This window comes from uncultured Erythrobacter sp., from assembly GCF_947492365.1.
In the GTDB taxonomy this organism is placed as follows: Bacteria; Pseudomonadota; Alphaproteobacteria; order Sphingomonadales; family Sphingomonadaceae; genus Erythrobacter.
In genome coordinates this window covers 26161-41109 of sequence record NZ_CANLMB010000001.1, presented here as the reverse complement: position 1 = coordinate 41109, position 14949 = coordinate 26161, and the positions used below count along the sequence as shown (strand labels likewise).

Sequence of the window (14949 nt, the reverse complement as noted above, 5' to 3'; positions counted from 1 at the left end):
CTAAAATCCGCGACTTCTGCGCGCAACACGCATTTACGCCGGATTCGCCAAGTCTATCTTCGGCTACAGATGAATCAACATACAGGCTGAAGTTTTCGGTCCGGTTAAGTGGTTTTCATGCACCACTTTAGTAATTTCGCCTGTTCGGCCGGTCAGTGCGTCCCGGCATGGGGCGATTGCCGCGCGAGCGGTTAAGCCCGCGCGCGTCCCCCGGAACTGTCATCACTCCGGAGCGCCGCCCGAGCCAGCCTCGTCCGCATCTTCTTCGTTGTCGGGACGCGTCTCGAATACCTTATCGACCAGGCCAAATTCCTTCGCTTCTTCCGCTTCAAGGAAGGTATCGCGATCCATCGCCTTTTCGATTTCTTCAAGCGTGCGGCCGGTGAACTTGACGTAAAGGTCGTTCATCCGGGTCCGGATACGCAGGATTTCGCGAGCCTGAATCTCGATATCGGATGCCATTCCGCGCGCACCGCCAGAAGGCTGGTGAACCATCACTCGCGCATTGGGCAGAGCCACTCGCATCCCCGGCTCACCTGCGGCGAGGAGGAAGCTGCCCATCGATGCCGCCTGCCCCATCACCACGGTTGAAACACGCGGTTTGATATACTGCATCGTGTCATAGATTTGCAGACCGGCCGTCACCACGCCGCCGGGCGAGTTGATATACATGCTGATCGGCTTTGACGGGTTTTCGCTTTCGAGGAACAGCAGCTGGGCGGTGATGAGCGAGGCCATGCCATCTTCGATCTGGCCGGTCACAAAAACGATCCGCTCGCGCAGCAGGCGCGAGAAGATGTCGAAGCTGCGCTCTCCCCGGCTGGTCTGCTCGACCACGACCGGCACCAGAGCGCCCGTCAGCGGGTCGGTGGTGAACTGGCCCTGTGCGCCGTGGGTTTCGCCTTTATCTGACAGCAGATCGATCATGGGGTGTTTCCTCGTCCAAAGAATTGAGCGCCTATGTCGGACGCGGGGGAGCAATCTTCAAGGGCATTAACATTCGGCTTGGGGAAATGTGGCGGAAGTGGCAGCATGGAATCCATGAAAACCAAATCCATTCTTGCGCTAACCTTCCTCGGCTCAACCGCCCTCGCTGCTTCTTTCGCAAGCGCGCAGGACAGCGATGCAGAGGGTGCCGCCGATATGCGCGCCTCTTTTGCCGAGGTCATGGCGACGACCGATTACATCCTGCGCATTCAGGCGCTCGACGATAATGGGCCCACGCTCAACGCGGTGATCGACTACAATGTCGAGGCACCGGTGGAAGCGCGCAGGCTGGCCTCGACCGGAATTCTGCGCGGGCGCAGCGTGCTGGTGAAGGACAATATCGAAACCAGCGAGTTCCCGACAACCGCCGGCAGTCTCGCGCTTGCTGAGAACCGGACGGGCCGTGACGCGCCGCTGATCGCCAACATACGCGAGGCTGGCGGCGTTATCCTGGGCAAGACCAATCTTTCCGAATGGGCCAATATCCGTAGCAATGACTCAACCAGCGGGTGGAGCGCGGTCGAGGGCTTGACCCGAAATCCGCACGCGATTGACCGCAACACTTGCGGTTCGTCCTCGGGCAGCGGCGCGGCGATTGCAGCGGGCTTTGCATGGGCAGCCATCGGGACTGAGACCAATGGCTCGATCTCCTGCCCCGCCTCGATCAACGGGATTGTCGGGTTCAAGCCAAGCGTCGGGCTGGTCAGCCGCACCCATGTCGTGCCGATTTCCTCCACGCAGGACACCGCAGGGCCGATGGCGAAGACGGTCTATGACGCCGCATTGCTGCTCTCTGCCATGGCGGGTGAGGATGAGGCTGACAGCGTCACTGTCGGCGTGCCGCGTGTGAGTGATTACACCCAAGGCCTTGCGGGTTACTCGCTTGACGGTGTTCGCATTGGGGTGATGCGCAATCAGATCGGCGGCAATGCGCAGGTTGCCGGAGTGTTCGACGCGGCGCTCGCCGATCTTGAGCGGGCTGGTGCAGTGCTGGTCGATATCGAATTCGATCCTAACCCTGAAATGTGGGGCGATTCCTATACCGTTCTCAAATACGAACTGCGAGAAGAGATGGGGCGGTACCTGCGGTCGATCCCCGAATTTGAAGAAGGCGACACGCCGCGCAGCCTCGCTGACCTCATCACCTTTAACGAGGCCAATGCTTCGACCGAGATGCGCTGGTTCGATCAGAGCATTTTCTACGAAGCCGAAGCAACAACCGACCGTGAAGCCTATGAGGCCGCGCGCGAGAATGCGGTCAGGATCGCAGGCGAAGAAACGCTCGACATGCTGTTTGCCGAGCATGATGTCGCGTTTCTTGTCGCTCCGACACGCGGCCCGGCATGGGTGAGCGATCTGGTGCTCGGGGACAATTTCAATGGCTCGATCGGCTTCGGTTCACCTGCCGCCATCGCCGGCTATCCGCACCTCACCGTGCCAATGGGTGCGGTCGAACGGCTGCCTGTGGGCATCAGCTTTTTCGGTGCAAAATGGGCCGATCACGACGTGCTCAAGGTCGGCGCAGCCTATGAGCGAGCGCGCACGACTGAACTGCCCGAGCCTTCCTTCAGGCGGTGGCGTCCGGCCGACTGAACGCCGCCGAAAGCGCGCCGCAAACCTGAACGCCAGATGAGTTGCGAGCAAAAACCAGGCTCGACCTTTATCGGAAGACCGGTAACATCGGTCGAATCGCGTTTTCCCAATCCTGCACCCATGGCGATGGAGCCTCAGGTGGAGGAAAAATCATGGGACATACCAACCGTTTGAACGTCGCGTTGCTGCTGATTTCGGCAAGCGCCATTTCACTTGCAAGCCCTGCGTTGGCGCAAGAAGCTGCATCAGACATTGCGGATCCGGCCTCAGTTGAAGCCGAGCCCGATCAGGCCGCCGATACAAGCGGAAATGGTAGAGTCTTTGCTCCTGAGTATTTCGCGCAATTTGCCCCGCGCAACGCGCTTGACATGGTCAATCAATTGCCCGGCTTTTCGATCAGCGGCGGCAATGATAACGGCCAGCGCGGCCTTGGTCAGGCCAGCCAGAACGTCATCGTCAATGGCGAGCGATTTTCCGGCAAGGCAGACGGCGTGCGCGAGCAGCTTGGTCGGATTCCGGCGGATGACGTGATCCGGATTGAGCTGGTCGATGGCAATTCGCTCGACATTCCGGGGCTCACCGGACTGGTCGCCAATGTCATCCATGAAAGCACCGGGCTTTCAGGCCAGTTCCGCTGGGACACTGGCTTTCGAGCCCATAACACCGAAGCGCAGCTCTATGGCGGTGAGGTGTCGATAACGGGCAGCACAGGTGCGCTCGATTACACCGTCTCGCTCAGCAACCGGAACAACCGCTTTGGCGCAGATGGCCCGATCCTTATCACCGATGCAGCCGGTGATTTGATCGAGCGGCAGGACACCAAATCCTCTGGCGGGTTCGACAATCCCACGCTCTCGGCCAATCTCGCCTATCGCTTTTCCGAGAACGTGCTCGCCAATCTGAACCTCAGCTATGGGCGCGACTACTTCTTCAATAACAACACCGAGCTTGCGACCAATGTTGCGGGCTTCACAAGGGTGCAAGACAATCGGCGCAGGGAGCGTGGCCCAGAATATGAGATCGGCGGCGATATCGAGTTTCCGTTTGGGCCCGGTTCGCTCAAGCTGATCGGGCTGGAACGGTTCGAGCGCGACAATTTCAGTTTCCAGCTGATCGACACCTTTGATGACGGGCGCGACACCGAAGGCAGCATCTTTCGCCAGTCCAACGAAACAGGCGAGCGCATCGGGCGGTTCGAATATGGCTGGAACATGTTCTCCGCCGACTGGCAGCTTTCCGGAGAGGCCGCGTTTAACCGTCTCAACCGGGCGTCTGAAATTCTGGTCCTCGATCCCTCAGGCGAATTCGTCGACATCCCCTTTCCCGCCGGCACAGGCGGCGTGACCGAGGACCGATTCGAAGGCATATTGAGCTTTACCCGGCAGATTTCTCCGGCCTTCTCGATACAGGCCACTGCGGGGGGCGAATATTCTCAGATCGAGCAGACCGGCGTTGCCGCCAATTCGCGCACCTTCCAGCGCCCCAAGGGCTCACTCTCGCTGACATGGAAACCCGCCAGCGATTTCGACATCACCCTGTCGGGCCGCCGCCGGGTCGGTCAGCTTTCCTTCGGGGACTTCCTCGCCAGCGTCTCGCTCGACGATGACAACGAGAACCGCGGCAACAACGAACTTCAGCCCGACCAGAGCTGGAATCTCGAGCTTGAGATGAACAAGGGGCTCGGCGCATGGGGTTCGGTGAAAGTCGAGCTGCGCCACGCATGGTTTGAAGACTTCGTCGACTTCTTCCCTCTGCCAACCGGCGGCGAGGCACGTGGCAATATCGGCAGTGCGCGGCGCACCCACTTCCAGATCAACACCACGCTCAAAGGCGAACCCATAGGCCTTAGGGGGGTGCAGCTGGACGTGCAGGCGATCCGCCGCTGGATGAACATCAATGATCCGTTCACCGGCGAAGATCGGCCTTTCTCGCAGGATTTGATTGACCTGCTCGAGGTCGATTTGCGCCACGACATTCCGGGCAGCGACATCGCCTATGGCGCGGGCCTGTTCACAAACCAAAACGCGCCCTATTCGCGCCTGACTGAGATCGGGCGGCAACATGAAGGCCCAACCTTTGCGAACCTCTTTGTTGAGCACAAGGACGTGTTCGGTCTGACTGTGCGCGCGCGCTGGGCCAATGTCCTGTCAGCGCGCAACAAGTTTGACCGCACAGTCTTTGACGGCCCGCGGCCGAACTCGCCCGTGCTCTTTAACGAGAATATGGACCGCAGGATCGGCGCGATCTTCCGCTTCAGCGTGAGCGGCGATTTCTAAGCGGCTGCAAGGCCCGCAGAAGCCAAGCAGGCACGAAAAAGGGCGGCGGGTTTGCACCTGCCGCCCTTTTCATAAGGTCTAAGCCGAGGCCTACTTTTTCTTGGCAGGCGCTTTCTTGGCTGCTGGCTTCTTGGCCGGAGCCTTCTTTGCAGCAGGCTTCTTGGCGGGGGCCTTTTCTGCCGCTGCTTTCTTGGCTGGAGCTTTCTTAGCCGGTGCCTTCTTGGCAGCTTCCTTTTTCGCAGGCTCTTTCTTCGCCGCCGGCTTCTTCGCAGCAGCCTTCTTGGCTGGAGCCTTTTTCTTCTTCGGCGTAGCCTTCACCTTGGCGACTTCGGCTTCCTCGTCAGCCTCGATCGCGGCCTGAAGTTCCTCGATCGTTACTTCACGCTCGGTTACTTCTGCCTTGTCGAACAGGAAGTCGACGACCTTGTCTTCGTAAAGCGGCGCGCGCAGTTGAGCGGCAGCCATCGGGTCTTGCTGGATATACTGCATGAAGCGCTCGCGATCTTCCTCGCGATATTGTTGCGCTGCCTGTTGGATCAGCATCTGCATTTCCTGGCCGGTGACTTCGACGCCATTGGCCTGGCCGATTTCCGAAAGGAGCAGACCGAGGCGCACACGGCGTTCCGCGATAGCCTTGTAATCGTCCTTCTCGTCTTCGATCTGCTTGAGAGCCGCCTCGGGGTCTTCTTCCTTGGTGGCTTCCTGCTGAAGCTGCGCCCAGATCTGTTCGAATTCGGCATCGACCATGGTCGAAGGCACTTCGAAATCGTGACCCGATGCAAGCTGATCGAGCAGCGAACGTTTCATCTGCGTGCGGGTCAGGCCAGCGGTCTGCTGTTCAAGCTGACCCTTCATGATCTCCTGCAGCTTTTCGAGGCTGTCGAGACCGAGCTGCTTGGCAAATTCGTCATCAACCTTGGTGTCGGTCTCGGTCTTCACGGCCTTCACAGTGACGTCGAAGGTCGCTTCCTTACCGGCGAGGTGATCGGCCTGATACTCTTTGGGGAAGGTCACGGTGATGGTCTTCTCATCACCGGTCTTCACGCCAACCAGCTGCTCTTCGAAGCCGGGGATGAAAGTGTTCGAACCGAGAACCAGAGCCGCATCTTCAGCCGCGCCGCCTTCAAAAGGCTCACCGTCGAGCTTGCCGAGGAAGTCGATGATCAGCTGGTTGCCGTCGACCGCCTTCTTGGTCTTGGCGACATCTTTGTAGCTCTTGTTCTGGCCTGCGATGCCAGCGATCGATTCCTCGATCTGCTCATCGCTAACCGGAACCGTCAGCTTTTCGAGCTTCAGGCCATCCGTCGAAGGCGCTTCGACCTGCGGCAGAACTTCGAGTTCAATCGTGATCTCGGCGTCTTTGCCTTCCTCATAGCCCTCATTAAGCGCGATCGAAGGCTGCATCGCCGGACGCAGTTCTTCGTCCTTGATCACCGAATCAACCGATTCGCGGATCGTGTCGTTGAGCGTCTGCGCGTGAAGCTGCTCGCCATGCATCTTCTTGACGAGGTTCGCGGGAACCTTGCCAGGGCGAAAACCGGGCATCTTCACTTGCGGCGCGATCTTCTTGATTTCGGCATCGACCTTGGCGGCGATTTCGTCCGCAGTGATCGTGATCAGATAGGCGCGTTTGAGCCCTTGATTGGTGGTCTGCTTGGTCTGCATGAGAGTAAAACTGAAGCCTTCTAGTGAATGCCGAGAAACCGAAAACCGGGCCTTGCCACGGGGCGAATTTGGTGCGGGCGAAGGGACTCGAACCCCCACATCTCTCGATACCAGAACCTAAATCTGGCGCGTCTACCAATTTCGCCACGCCCGCAATGCCCGAACGAAGCCGCGCGGGAAAGCCTGACAGCCCGCCCGCGCGCGTTTGACGGCCCTCTATATCGCCATGCGCAAAAGGGCAAGCATTCAGCGCTTGTCGGTAGAGCAAAGCGCGATTATTGGCGCTTGCCATGTCAGACGAACAGAAAAACGATACGCCGCCGGATCACCTTTCGGTCAATCCGCGCAGCCCCGCCTTCGACGCCGACGTGCTTCAGCGCGGCGTGGGCATCCGGTTCAAGGACCGCGTGCGAACCGATATCGAGGAATACTCGATCTCCGAAGGTTGGGTCCGCGTGCAGGCAGGCAAGACCGTCGACCGCAAGGGCCAGCCGCTGACGATCAAGCTGACCGGCCCGGTTGAGGCGTGGTTCGAAGATCTCGGCGATAATCCTCCGGTCGCGAAAAAGGGCTGAGCCGCTCGTTTCCTTGCCAAGTGGCGGGTAAGCGGCCACTTGGCACTGTATATGAAACCTCAGGTCATCATTATCGGCCGCCCTAATGTGGGCAAATCGACGCTGTTCAATCGGCTCGTGGGCAAGAAACTCGCGCTGGTCGACGATCAGCCGGGGGTGACCCGCGACCGCCGCATGGGTGATGCGGAGATTGCTGGACTGCAGTTTACCGTCGTCGATACCGCCGGTTGGGAGGATGAGGACGAGCTCTCCTTGCCCGGCCGCATGCGCAAACAGACCGAGGCCAGCCTTGAAGGCGCCGATGCGGCTATGTTCGTAGTCGATGCGCGCGCTGGTCTGACCCCGCTCGACAACGAAATCGCGCGCTATCTGCGTGAGCACAATGTTCCCATCGTGCTGGTCGCCAACAAAGCGGAAGGCGCGGCTGGCGAAAGCGGGGTGCTGGAAAGCTACTCGCTCGGCTTTGGCGAGCCTGTCGCCTTGTCTGCCGAGCACGGCGAAGGCATTGCCGACCTGTTCGGCGCGCTATGGCCCATAATTGGCGAAAAGGCCGATGCAGCCGAAGCCGCCGCCGAATTGGGCGAAGAGGACGATGAAGACGCGCCGCTTGGCCCGCTCAAGCTTGCGATTGTCGGTCGTCCCAATGCGGGCAAATCGACACTGATCAACCGGCTACTGGGCGAAGATCGTTTGCTCACAGGTCCCGAAGCCGGGATCACCCGCGATTCGATTGCGGTTGACTGGAACTGGACCGACCCGAAGAGCGGCGAGACCCGCGAAATCCGCCTGATCGACACCGCAGGCATGCGCAAGAAACGCAATGTCGTCGAGAAGCTGGAAAAACTGTCGGTTGCCGATGCGCGGCGCGCGGTCGACTTTGCCGAGGTTGTCGTGCTGCTGCTCGATGCGACGCAGGGTCTGGAGCATCAGGATCTGAAGATCGCTGCGCTCGCACTTGAAGAGGGCCGCGCCCTCATGGTCGCGATCAACAAGTGGGATATTGCTGGCGAAGGCGGAACTGACACTCCATCGGGCCTGTTTAACGGGATCAAGCAGGCCTTGTTTGACGGGCTCGCACAGGTGCGCGGTGTCCCGTTATTCTCGGTGTCGGCGAAGACTGGCAGAGGTCTCGACACGATGCTGGGTGCGGCATTCGAATTGCGCGAAAGCTGGTCAAAGCGCGTGCCGACTGCTGCGCTCAATCGCTGGTTTGATGATGCGCTTGACGCCAATCCGCCACCTGCGCCCGGCGGACGCCGGATCAAGCTGCGCTATATCACACAGGTCGGCACCCGCCCGCCGCGCTTCGTGGTGTTCGGCAGCCGCCTCGACGCTCTGCCCAAGTCATATGAACGCTACCTCATCAATGGCATCCGTTCCAAGCTGGGCTTTGATGCGGTTCCGGTGCGGGTGACTTTGAAAAGTCCCAAGAACCCCTACAACGCCAACAAGGGCGGAGGCGGAAACTATTCCGGGGGGAGTAACAAGACATGATCTTTGAATTCTTGGCGCAGGTGGATCAGCCGCTGGCTTTCCAGATTTTGGAACGGACCGCCTCGACCCCGCGCGTGCAGCAAGTGGTGCAGCTCAGCCTGGCCCCGGCATTCCTGCTCGGCGGGATCGGCGCGGTGATGAATGTCATCATGAGCCGTATGATCTGGATCGCGGGCCGGATCGAGCGGATCGAGGAAGTCCCCGGTGAAGACCGCAGCCAGCGACAGCTCCACGAGCTCGGCTGGCTCGAAGCGCGCCGCCGCGCCTCGCAAACCGCGATCATGTTTTCGACCGCCGCCGCGGTTATCATCAGCCTTGTGATCGGATTGCTGTTCGTCTCAGCTTATATCGAGGCGCAGATCGGCACTGTGATCGCAGGCCTGTGGGTTCTGACCATGCTGCTCTTGATGGTTGGTCTGATCTTCTTTCTGATCGAAACACGCATGGCGGCAAAGGGCACACTCAAGCCGCGCGGTTAGTCTGCCGGTTACGAAAAACGCCCAAAACGAAAAAGGCGGAGCATCGCTGCCCCGCCCGTTATTCCAGCCAGATGTGGTGGCTTATTCTTCGCCCGCAGCCTTGCTCTGCAGCTGGACGTAGTTTTCCAGACCCATCCGCTCGATCATGTCGAACTGGGTTTCGAGGAAGTCGACATGCTCTTCTTCATTGTCGAGGATATGTGCGAACAGATCGCGGCTGACATAGTCGCGCACGCTTTCGCAATGCTCGATCGCGTCGCGCAGCAGCGGGATGGCATCTTCTTCCAGCTTCATGTCGGCCTGAAGAATTTCCTCAACCGTTTCGCCCACGCGCAGATTGTGGATCGCCTGGAAGTTGGGGAGGCCGTTGAGGAACAACACACGCTCGGCGAGCTTGTCGGCATGCTCCATTTCCTCGATTGATTCCTTGCGCTCGTAAGCGGCAAGTTTGGTCACACCCCAATCGTCGAGCACGCGGTAATGCAGCCAATACTGGTTGATCGCAGTCAGCTCGTTGGTGAGCGCCTTGTTGAGGAATTCGATTGTTTTCGGATCGCCCTTCATGGGTCAGTTTCCCTTGCTGAATTTCGACTTTGCGCCAGATCAATTCGGCGGCGCTTGCAAGGGTGTAGATAGGCGCTAACCCCCCACACTGGCAAGGGGAGGTTCAACTTTTTTCTTTTAAAATCAGCCTCTTGCGATCCAGTCGCAGTTGCGCGCGGTCAGTTTATAATGCGACGTTCTCGCAAGAAAGAAGCGCGCGTTCCTGGCTGAGGATTTCGCCAGCCTTCACAAGGCATTGGCCGCAATTGGGGCGCTTGCCCAGCGTCGCATAGGTCGCCTCAGCATCGCCAGCCGACGTCAGCGCAGCTTTGCGCAGGTCGGCTTCACGAATTGCGTTGCAGATGCAGATATACATGGGTGTAGAATCACTCCTGCGAGGCGCTTGCAATAGATAGATATGAGAATAAATCGCAATAGCAAGGAAATTTTGCGATTGCCCCGTCCACTTGGCTGCCTAGAAAGGGACAGAACGTCGCTTCACTGCGACACACTGGACGTGACAGGGGACGCAATGACTAAGGCAAATTGGTTCAAACACGCCCGCCGGGTCTCGATGGTCGGACTGGCCAGCATAATGCTAGCCGCCTGCGGATTAACACCCGAACAGGACCGCGCGGCGATCGAGGAGGGGATACTCACAACGCCGGGTGGGCAAGAGCTATGGCAGACGATCAAGCGCGAATATCCCGAGGATTTCGGCAATCTGATCGACCGGTTGCAGGCGCTCGATTTCAGCCAGCGCCGGGATGACAGCGTTAGCGAGGAGATCGGCAAGGTCTGGTTGCAAGAATTCTTCGGCAAGATCGCACCCGATTCTGTCAAAGCTCCGGCCGAACAACTGCTGCAATGGAGCGCGAGCGAACAGGAACTCTACGCCGTGCTCCAGCGCAGCTCGGTCAATGATTGCGCCGCCATGACGATGGGGCAGTGGATCTTCGTGGATGAAAGCAACACTCTGGTCACTGGCGCGATAGCGCGGCGCAATGCGGCCATGGTGCGTTCTGCCGCCGCTGGCCGCGACAATCCGCAGCAATATGCCGAGCCCGATGATGCAGATTTTGGCCGGTTGGGCGATTCCATCGCAGACACGGGCATCGACCCCGATTTGCAAGCCGCGCTTGGCTCTGACGCAGCCATGGCCGCGCTCGGGCCGGCCGAACAATGCGAGATCGGGGTAGCGGTCTATTCGGGACTCGCCGCCCTGCCCGACGATGTCGAGCCTGAATTGGCGGCCTATATGCTCTCGCCCGAATAGGCGCGGCCCAGCGCCTCAACGCCTGAGCGGGAACAGTTTTCGATAGGTCAGGCAGCGCCACAGCCATTCGAGCGGGCCATAACGGAAACGGTCAAGCCACGGCTTTGACCATGCCAGCATCAGAACCCACATCAGCGCGGTCAGCAGGTAAAGCTCAGGCCGGTTTAGCTGCCCAAACAGTCCAAGCGCCCAGCCATGCATGATAAACAGCATAACGATCGAAGTGCCGAGATAATTGGTGAAGGCCGCGCGCCCGGCGGCGCGCACGCGCTCACCCAGCCAGCCGGTCCATGCGGGCGAATAGGCGACCATGAGCGCCGCCATGCCCAGCACCATCAGCAGTTGGGGTATCGCGCTCCAGGCAACGAACGCTGCCAGCATGGCGTAATAGGTGAAACCGACCGATTTGACCCATAGGCCGAGAGCAAGGAACATCGCTCCTCCGACCGCGAACCCTACCCAGCCCCAGCGCATCATTTTGCGCCGCGAGAGCTCGCCGCTGAAGAAACCCAGCCGATAAAGCCCGACGCCGATCAGCATCAAGGGCAACGTCTCCCAGATGAACAGACCGATATTCAACATCGGATCCCAAGTGTGTTCTTGCAGCTTGTGCGTCACAAGACCAACGAAGTCGCCCGACTGAATAAGTCCGGTTTCCAACTCCCCGTCAGCCAAGGCATCGGCTATACCCGCCTCCATTCCCGCGCGGGTGTCAGCCATTTCTGCAGTGTCGCCCATTGGGGTTTCCGCAATTAGATAAGGCATGGAAACGAACCCGGCATAGAAGAGCGCACCCGCCATGTAGCCGATCAGACCCAGCCACAATTGCGATTTTGCCCCGAGCTTCAGCATCGGGACCACCATGAATCCGATGATCGCATAATAAAGTAGGATATCGCCCATCCAGATCACAAAGAAATGGATCAGGCCAAAGACGAGCAAGATAGCGAGCCGCCACATCTGGAGCATTCGCGAGCTTCCCCGCGCCCAGGCGCGCTCCATGAACAGATACAGGCCTGCTCCGAACAACAGCGTGAAGAGCCCGCGCATCTTGCCATCAATCAGGACATATTGCCCAACCGTCAGCCAGTTGGAGGTTTCTCCATGCTCGGTCAGGAAGGCGGCTGGATACATATAGGCCGCGAAAGGCTGGCCAAAGGCGACGATATTCGCTGCCAGAATGCCCATCACTGCGATGCCGCGAATGAAATCGAGCGAGCCAATCCGGTCCTTGCCCGTTACCGGAGCGGCTTCTTCTGCGAATTCCGTCTGATCCGGCGTCGCTGCTTGAGCGTCACTCATGTCCAATTCCCTTGTTCCCTATGCCGCTATCCTAGCAGCAAGCGGGATCAGGGGAAGCCGGACCTGAAAAACTATGTTGGTTTATGGGCGCGCGACCATGCAGGCCTGACCTTGCCGCGCGAGCGCGTCGCAGGCCTGCTGTGCTTCGGCGCGGCTGTTAAAGCCGACCGCGTGAAGCCGCGTCACGTTACCGCCGGGCACCAGAGCCTTCCGGGTGCCGGAAAGCGCCGGGTTCGACTGAAGCTGCGCCCACAGACGATCCGCATTGCCCGCGACGCCAAACGCGCCGAGCTGAACACGCCAATTGCCGCTCATGCGAGAGGCGGCAGGACGGGCTTGTGTGGGCTGTTGTGCCGCAGGAACCGGCACTGGCCGGGTAGGCTGCGAAACGCGCACCGGTTGCGGAGCGGAGCGCGCAACAGCTGCGGTGCGCACCGGAGCCGAAGCGGCCGGACGCGTTGCCGCGGGTTGCTGGGTGCCTAGATCAAGCGCAGCCAGCTCAGCTGCGCGGCGCTGCTCTGCCTCTGCATCAAGGTTGCGCGCAAGCGACTGGGCCTGCTGGCGCTGCGTCAGCGGGATGTATTGGTCCATCTGCGACAAAGCCGTGCTGGCCTGCGGCAGACCCGCAGCATTGGCGAGCGTCAGCAAGGCATAGGCGCGCACCCAATCCTTCTCGGCATAATCTGCGTTGAAGTGGGCAAGGCCCAGAACATATTGCGCGCGCGGATCACCGCGCTCGGCTGCCGAGCGGATCAGCGGCATGGCGCTGTCTTGCTCGCCCTGCTGGAACAGCAGCAGCCCGTAATTGTCAGCAGCCTTGACATGGCCGCGATCAGCGGCGGCGGCATAAAGCTCGCGGGCGCGAGTGATGTCTGCGTCGACCCCGCGACCCAGGCGATAGGCCTGCGCAAGGTTGAACATCGCATCGGGATCGCCCGCCTGTGCAGGGCCGCGCCATTCGGAAACGGCGGTCGCGTAGTCGCCTGCGCTCCACGCCTCTACGCCCTCGCGCACATCGGCAGCGGCAGGGACGGTAAGGGCGGCAAAAGCAGCGGCGCATGCAAAGGTTGCAGCGCGCAAAGCGGCATGCGGGCGAATGGCGGTTAGAGCTTTGATAGCCATCGATTGGCACTCCTTCGAAATCGGATGCGCCTACTTATAGTGAAGGAGTGGTTAGCATTTCGTTTCTGCCGCCTAGCGAGGTTTTGCAGGACGCTGAGCTGCCAGCCGCCATCCATCATTCGACGGACTTGTGTGGCCCCGCGTTAACCCAAAATTAGGGGTAGTCTGCGATCCCCCTTCTCATCCAGCCGCAATTGGGCGGCGACTTATGGTCTATTTATCAGGGGGACCGAGCGTTGCGTGTACTCGCTTTGGCATCGCAGAAAGGCGGATCGGGCAAAACGACCCTATCCGGACATCTGGCCGTCCAGGCCCAGCGCGCTGGCGCTGGACCGGTCGTCTTGATCGATATCGATCCGCAAGGGTCGCTCGCCGATTGGTGGAATGAACGCGAGGCGGAATATCCCGCCTTTGCCCAGACCACTGTTTCGCGGCTTGCGAATGACCTTGCGACCTTGCGTCAGCAGGGCTTCAAACTTGCGGTGATCGATACGCCGCCTGCCATCACCATGGCTATCCAGTCGGTGATCGGTGTGGCTGAGCTTATCGTTGTTCCGACTCGTCCCAGCCCGCACGATCTGCGCGCTGTCGGCGCGACGGTCGACCTGTGCGAGCGTGCCGGAAAGCCGCTTGTCTTCGTGGTCAATGCCGCAACGCCCAAGGCCAAGATCACTTCCGAAGCCGCAGTCGCGCTTTCGCAGCACGGCACCGTTGCTCCGATTACACTTCACCACCGCACCGATTTTGCCGCCTCGATGATCGATGGCCGCACGGTGATGGAAGTCGATCCCGAAGGTCGCAGCTCGGCTGAGATCACCGCTTTGTGGAAATACATCTCGGATCGCCTGGAAAAGAACTTCCGCCGCACTGTCTTTTCGGCACCGGGCACCAGCCCGCAAGTGCAGGCCAATGGCGTGCATCGCCCCGCGGGCGGCTTTGGCCGCCGAGTGGCACAGTAAGGGAGACGCAGGCCGATGTCCGAAGCCAGCTTTGCCTCGCTTGGACCGACTTTGCTTGCACGCAAGGGCGGCGCAAAACCCGCCATGCGTCCGCAGCTCGCCCCGCTTCCCGAAGTGGTTGAGCCCGAACAGCTCGAAGATCTGGGCTGGAACGACATGGGTCAGGAGGAAGCAGAAGCAGCCTCCAAGAACTCGGACGTTGTTCCGATTCAGCCAGTCTTGAAAACCCGTGCACCGCGCAAGGCCGCCAATGAGGACGGCCTGGACAGCATTCTTGCCGACAATCTGGGCGGAGACAGCCCGCTGGTCGCGCGTGAGCAAAAACGTCTCGCCGAATATCTTCTGAACGACACACCGGCAGAGCCTCTGGTGGTGAAGAAGCCAAATTCGAAGAAGAAGAAAAAGAAGCACGCAGCGTCAAAGCCGGCGCAAAAGGTTGCAACGGGCAAGAGCGCCAAGCGCGCGGCCTTCACCTTGCGTCTTGATACCGACCGTCACCTCAAACTGCGCCTCGCTGCGACCATGCAGGGAAAAAGCGCACAGGCACTGGTGACCGAAGCTCTCGATACTTTGCTGAGCGAGATCGACGATCTCGATGCACTCGCCACGCGAATGAAACGTCACTGAATTTTTTGAACCAACCGACCAACAACCAAGACGCAGATTATCATGGTTAAT

Annotated in this window: 14 protein-coding genes and 1 tRNA gene; 8 read left to right on the top strand and 7 right to left on the bottom strand. The window is 59.8% G+C overall.

Annotated features, from left to right (window positions below; translation table 11 throughout):
* Window positions 1-222: 222 nt before the first annotated feature.
* Complete coding sequence (locus Q0887_RS00195; RefSeq protein WP_299191332.1) at window positions 223-927, bottom strand: ATP-dependent Clp protease proteolytic subunit; 705 nt, start codon at window positions 925-927, stop codon at window positions 223-225.
* A gap of 114 nt (window positions 928-1041) precedes the next feature.
* Here Q0887_RS00195 and Q0887_RS00190 point away from each other — a divergent pair, with 114 nt between their 5' ends.
* Together Q0887_RS00190 and Q0887_RS00185 are read left to right on the top strand one after the other, a co-directional pair.
* On the top strand, window positions 1042-2580 hold the full coding sequence (locus Q0887_RS00190; RefSeq protein WP_299191331.1) for an amidase: 1539 nt from the start codon (window positions 1042-1044) through the stop codon (window positions 2578-2580).
* A gap of 152 nt (window positions 2581-2732) precedes the next feature.
* Window positions 2733-4856 carry a TonB-dependent receptor plug domain-containing protein gene (locus tag Q0887_RS00185; protein ID WP_299191329.1) on the top strand — a complete coding sequence of 708 codons (2124 nt, stop codon included), beginning with the start codon at window positions 2733-2735 and terminating at the stop codon, window positions 4854-4856.
* 90 nt (window positions 4857-4946) lie between these two features.
* On the opposite strand, the gene tig is transcribed toward Q0887_RS00185, so the two are convergent.
* Together tig and Q0887_RS00175 are read right to left on the bottom strand one after the other, a co-directional pair.
* The gene (gene tig / locus Q0887_RS00180) at window positions 4947-6521 is read right to left on the bottom strand and encodes a trigger factor (RefSeq protein WP_299191327.1); all 1575 of its coding nucleotides are present in this window, start codon (window positions 6519-6521) and stop codon (window positions 4947-4949) included.
* Between the two features lie 69 nt (window positions 6522-6590).
* Window positions 6591-6675 (bottom strand) — tRNA-Leu (locus Q0887_RS00175).
* 136 nt (window positions 6676-6811) lie between these two features.
* Here Q0887_RS00175 and Q0887_RS00170 point away from each other — a divergent pair.
* The 3 genes from Q0887_RS00170 to Q0887_RS00160 are packed head-to-tail and all read left to right on the top strand — an operon-like array spanning window position 6812 to window position 9069.
* Window positions 6812-7096 carry a DUF3297 family protein gene (locus tag Q0887_RS00170; protein ID WP_299191325.1) on the top strand — a complete coding sequence of 95 codons (285 nt, stop codon included), beginning with the start codon at window positions 6812-6814 and terminating at the stop codon, window positions 7094-7096.
* A gap of 51 nt (window positions 7097-7147) precedes the next feature.
* Window positions 7148-8590 carry a ribosome biogenesis GTPase Der gene (der, locus tag Q0887_RS00165; protein ID WP_299191324.1) on the top strand — a complete coding sequence of 481 codons (1443 nt, stop codon included), beginning with the start codon at window positions 7148-7150 and terminating at the stop codon, window positions 8588-8590.
* Window positions 8587-9069, top strand: a complete 483-nt coding sequence (locus Q0887_RS00160) for a DUF2721 domain-containing protein (protein WP_299191320.1) — start codon at window positions 8587-8589, stop codon at window positions 9067-9069. Before der ends, Q0887_RS00160 begins: the two co-directional genes overlap by 4 nt.
* 81 nt (window positions 9070-9150) lie before the next feature.
* Here Q0887_RS00160 and bfr read toward each other — a convergent pair whose 3' ends face one another.
* Together bfr and Q0887_RS00150 are read right to left on the bottom strand one after the other, a co-directional pair.
* Window positions 9151-9633 carry a bacterioferritin gene (bfr, locus tag Q0887_RS00155; RefSeq protein WP_299191319.1) on the bottom strand — a complete coding sequence of 161 codons (483 nt, stop codon included), beginning with the start codon at window positions 9631-9633 and terminating at the stop codon, window positions 9151-9153.
* Between the two features lie 163 nt (window positions 9634-9796).
* Entirely contained in the window at window positions 9797-9988 is a 192-nt protein-coding gene (locus Q0887_RS00150) for a (2Fe-2S)-binding protein (protein ID WP_299191318.1), read from the bottom strand.
* 156 nt (window positions 9989-10144) lie between these two features.
* Here Q0887_RS00150 and Q0887_RS00145 point away from each other — a divergent pair, with 156 nt between their 5' ends.
* A complete protein-coding gene (locus Q0887_RS00145) occupies window positions 10145-10888 on the top strand; it encodes a hypothetical protein (RefSeq protein ID WP_299191316.1) in 744 nt (247 codons plus the stop codon).
* A 15-nt stretch (window positions 10889-10903) separates the two neighbouring features.
* Here the strand turns inward: Q0887_RS00145 and Q0887_RS00140 are convergent, their stop codons facing one another.
* Window positions 10904-12190 (bottom strand): DUF418 domain-containing protein, encoded by a 1287-nt coding sequence (locus Q0887_RS00140; protein WP_299191314.1) that lies wholly within the window; start codon window positions 12188-12190, stop codon window positions 10904-10906.
* Between the two features lie 81 nt (window positions 12191-12271).
* Complete coding sequence (locus Q0887_RS00135; RefSeq protein WP_299191312.1) at window positions 12272-13312, bottom strand: SPOR domain-containing protein; 1041 nt, start codon at window positions 13310-13312, stop codon at window positions 12272-12274.
* A gap of 236 nt (window positions 13313-13548) precedes the next feature.
* Between Q0887_RS00135 and Q0887_RS00130 the strand changes: the two genes are divergently transcribed.
* Both Q0887_RS00130 and Q0887_RS00125 read left to right on the top strand, forming a co-directional pair.
* Window positions 13549-14271 carry a ParA family protein gene (locus Q0887_RS00130; protein WP_299191310.1) on the top strand — a complete coding sequence of 241 codons (723 nt, stop codon included), beginning with the start codon at window positions 13549-13551 and terminating at the stop codon, window positions 14269-14271.
* Window positions 14272-14286: 15 nt separating this feature from the next.
* Entirely contained in the window at window positions 14287-14898 is a 612-nt protein-coding gene (locus tag Q0887_RS00125; RefSeq protein WP_299191308.1) for a hypothetical protein, read from the top strand.
* The last annotated feature ends 51 nt before the right edge of the window (window positions 14899-14949 follow it).

Bases quoted from the DNA above. Each gene is read 5' to 3' on its own strand.
- Q0887_RS00195 (WP_299191332.1), bottom strand. From the start codon at position 927: ATGATCGATCTGCTGTCAGATAAAGGCGAAACCCACGGCGCACAGGGC.
- Q0887_RS00190 (WP_299191331.1), top strand. From the start codon at position 1,042: ATGAAAACCAAATCCATTCTTGCGCTAACCTTCCTCGGCTCAACCGCC.
- Q0887_RS00185 (WP_299191329.1), top strand. From the start codon at position 2,733: ATGGGACATACCAACCGTTTGAACGTCGCGTTGCTGCTGATTTCGGCA.
- tig (WP_299191327.1), bottom strand. From the start codon at position 6,521: ATGCAGACCAAGCAGACCACCAATCAAGGGCTCAAACGCGCCTATCTG.
- Q0887_RS00170 (WP_299191325.1), top strand. From the start codon at position 6,812: ATGTCAGACGAACAGAAAAACGATACGCCGCCGGATCACCTTTCGGTC.
- der (WP_299191324.1), top strand. From the start codon at position 7,148: ATGAAACCTCAGGTCATCATTATCGGCCGCCCTAATGTGGGCAAATCG.
- Q0887_RS00160 (WP_299191320.1), top strand. From the start codon at position 8,587: ATGATCTTTGAATTCTTGGCGCAGGTGGATCAGCCGCTGGCTTTCCAG.
- bfr (WP_299191319.1), bottom strand. From the start codon at position 9,633: ATGAAGGGCGATCCGAAAACAATCGAATTCCTCAACAAGGCGCTCACC.
- Q0887_RS00150 (WP_299191318.1), bottom strand. From the start codon at position 9,988: ATGTATATCTGCATCTGCAACGCAATTCGTGAAGCCGACCTGCGCAAA.
- Q0887_RS00145 (WP_299191316.1), top strand. From the start codon at position 10,145: ATGACTAAGGCAAATTGGTTCAAACACGCCCGCCGGGTCTCGATGGTC.
- Q0887_RS00140 (WP_299191314.1), bottom strand. From the start codon at position 12,190: ATGAGTGACGCTCAAGCAGCGACGCCGGATCAGACGGAATTCGCAGAA.
- Q0887_RS00135 (WP_299191312.1), bottom strand. From the start codon at position 13,312: ATGGCTATCAAAGCTCTAACCGCCATTCGCCCGCATGCCGCTTTGCGC.
- Q0887_RS00125 (WP_299191308.1), top strand. From the start codon at position 14,287: ATGTCCGAAGCCAGCTTTGCCTCGCTTGGACCGACTTTGCTTGCACGC.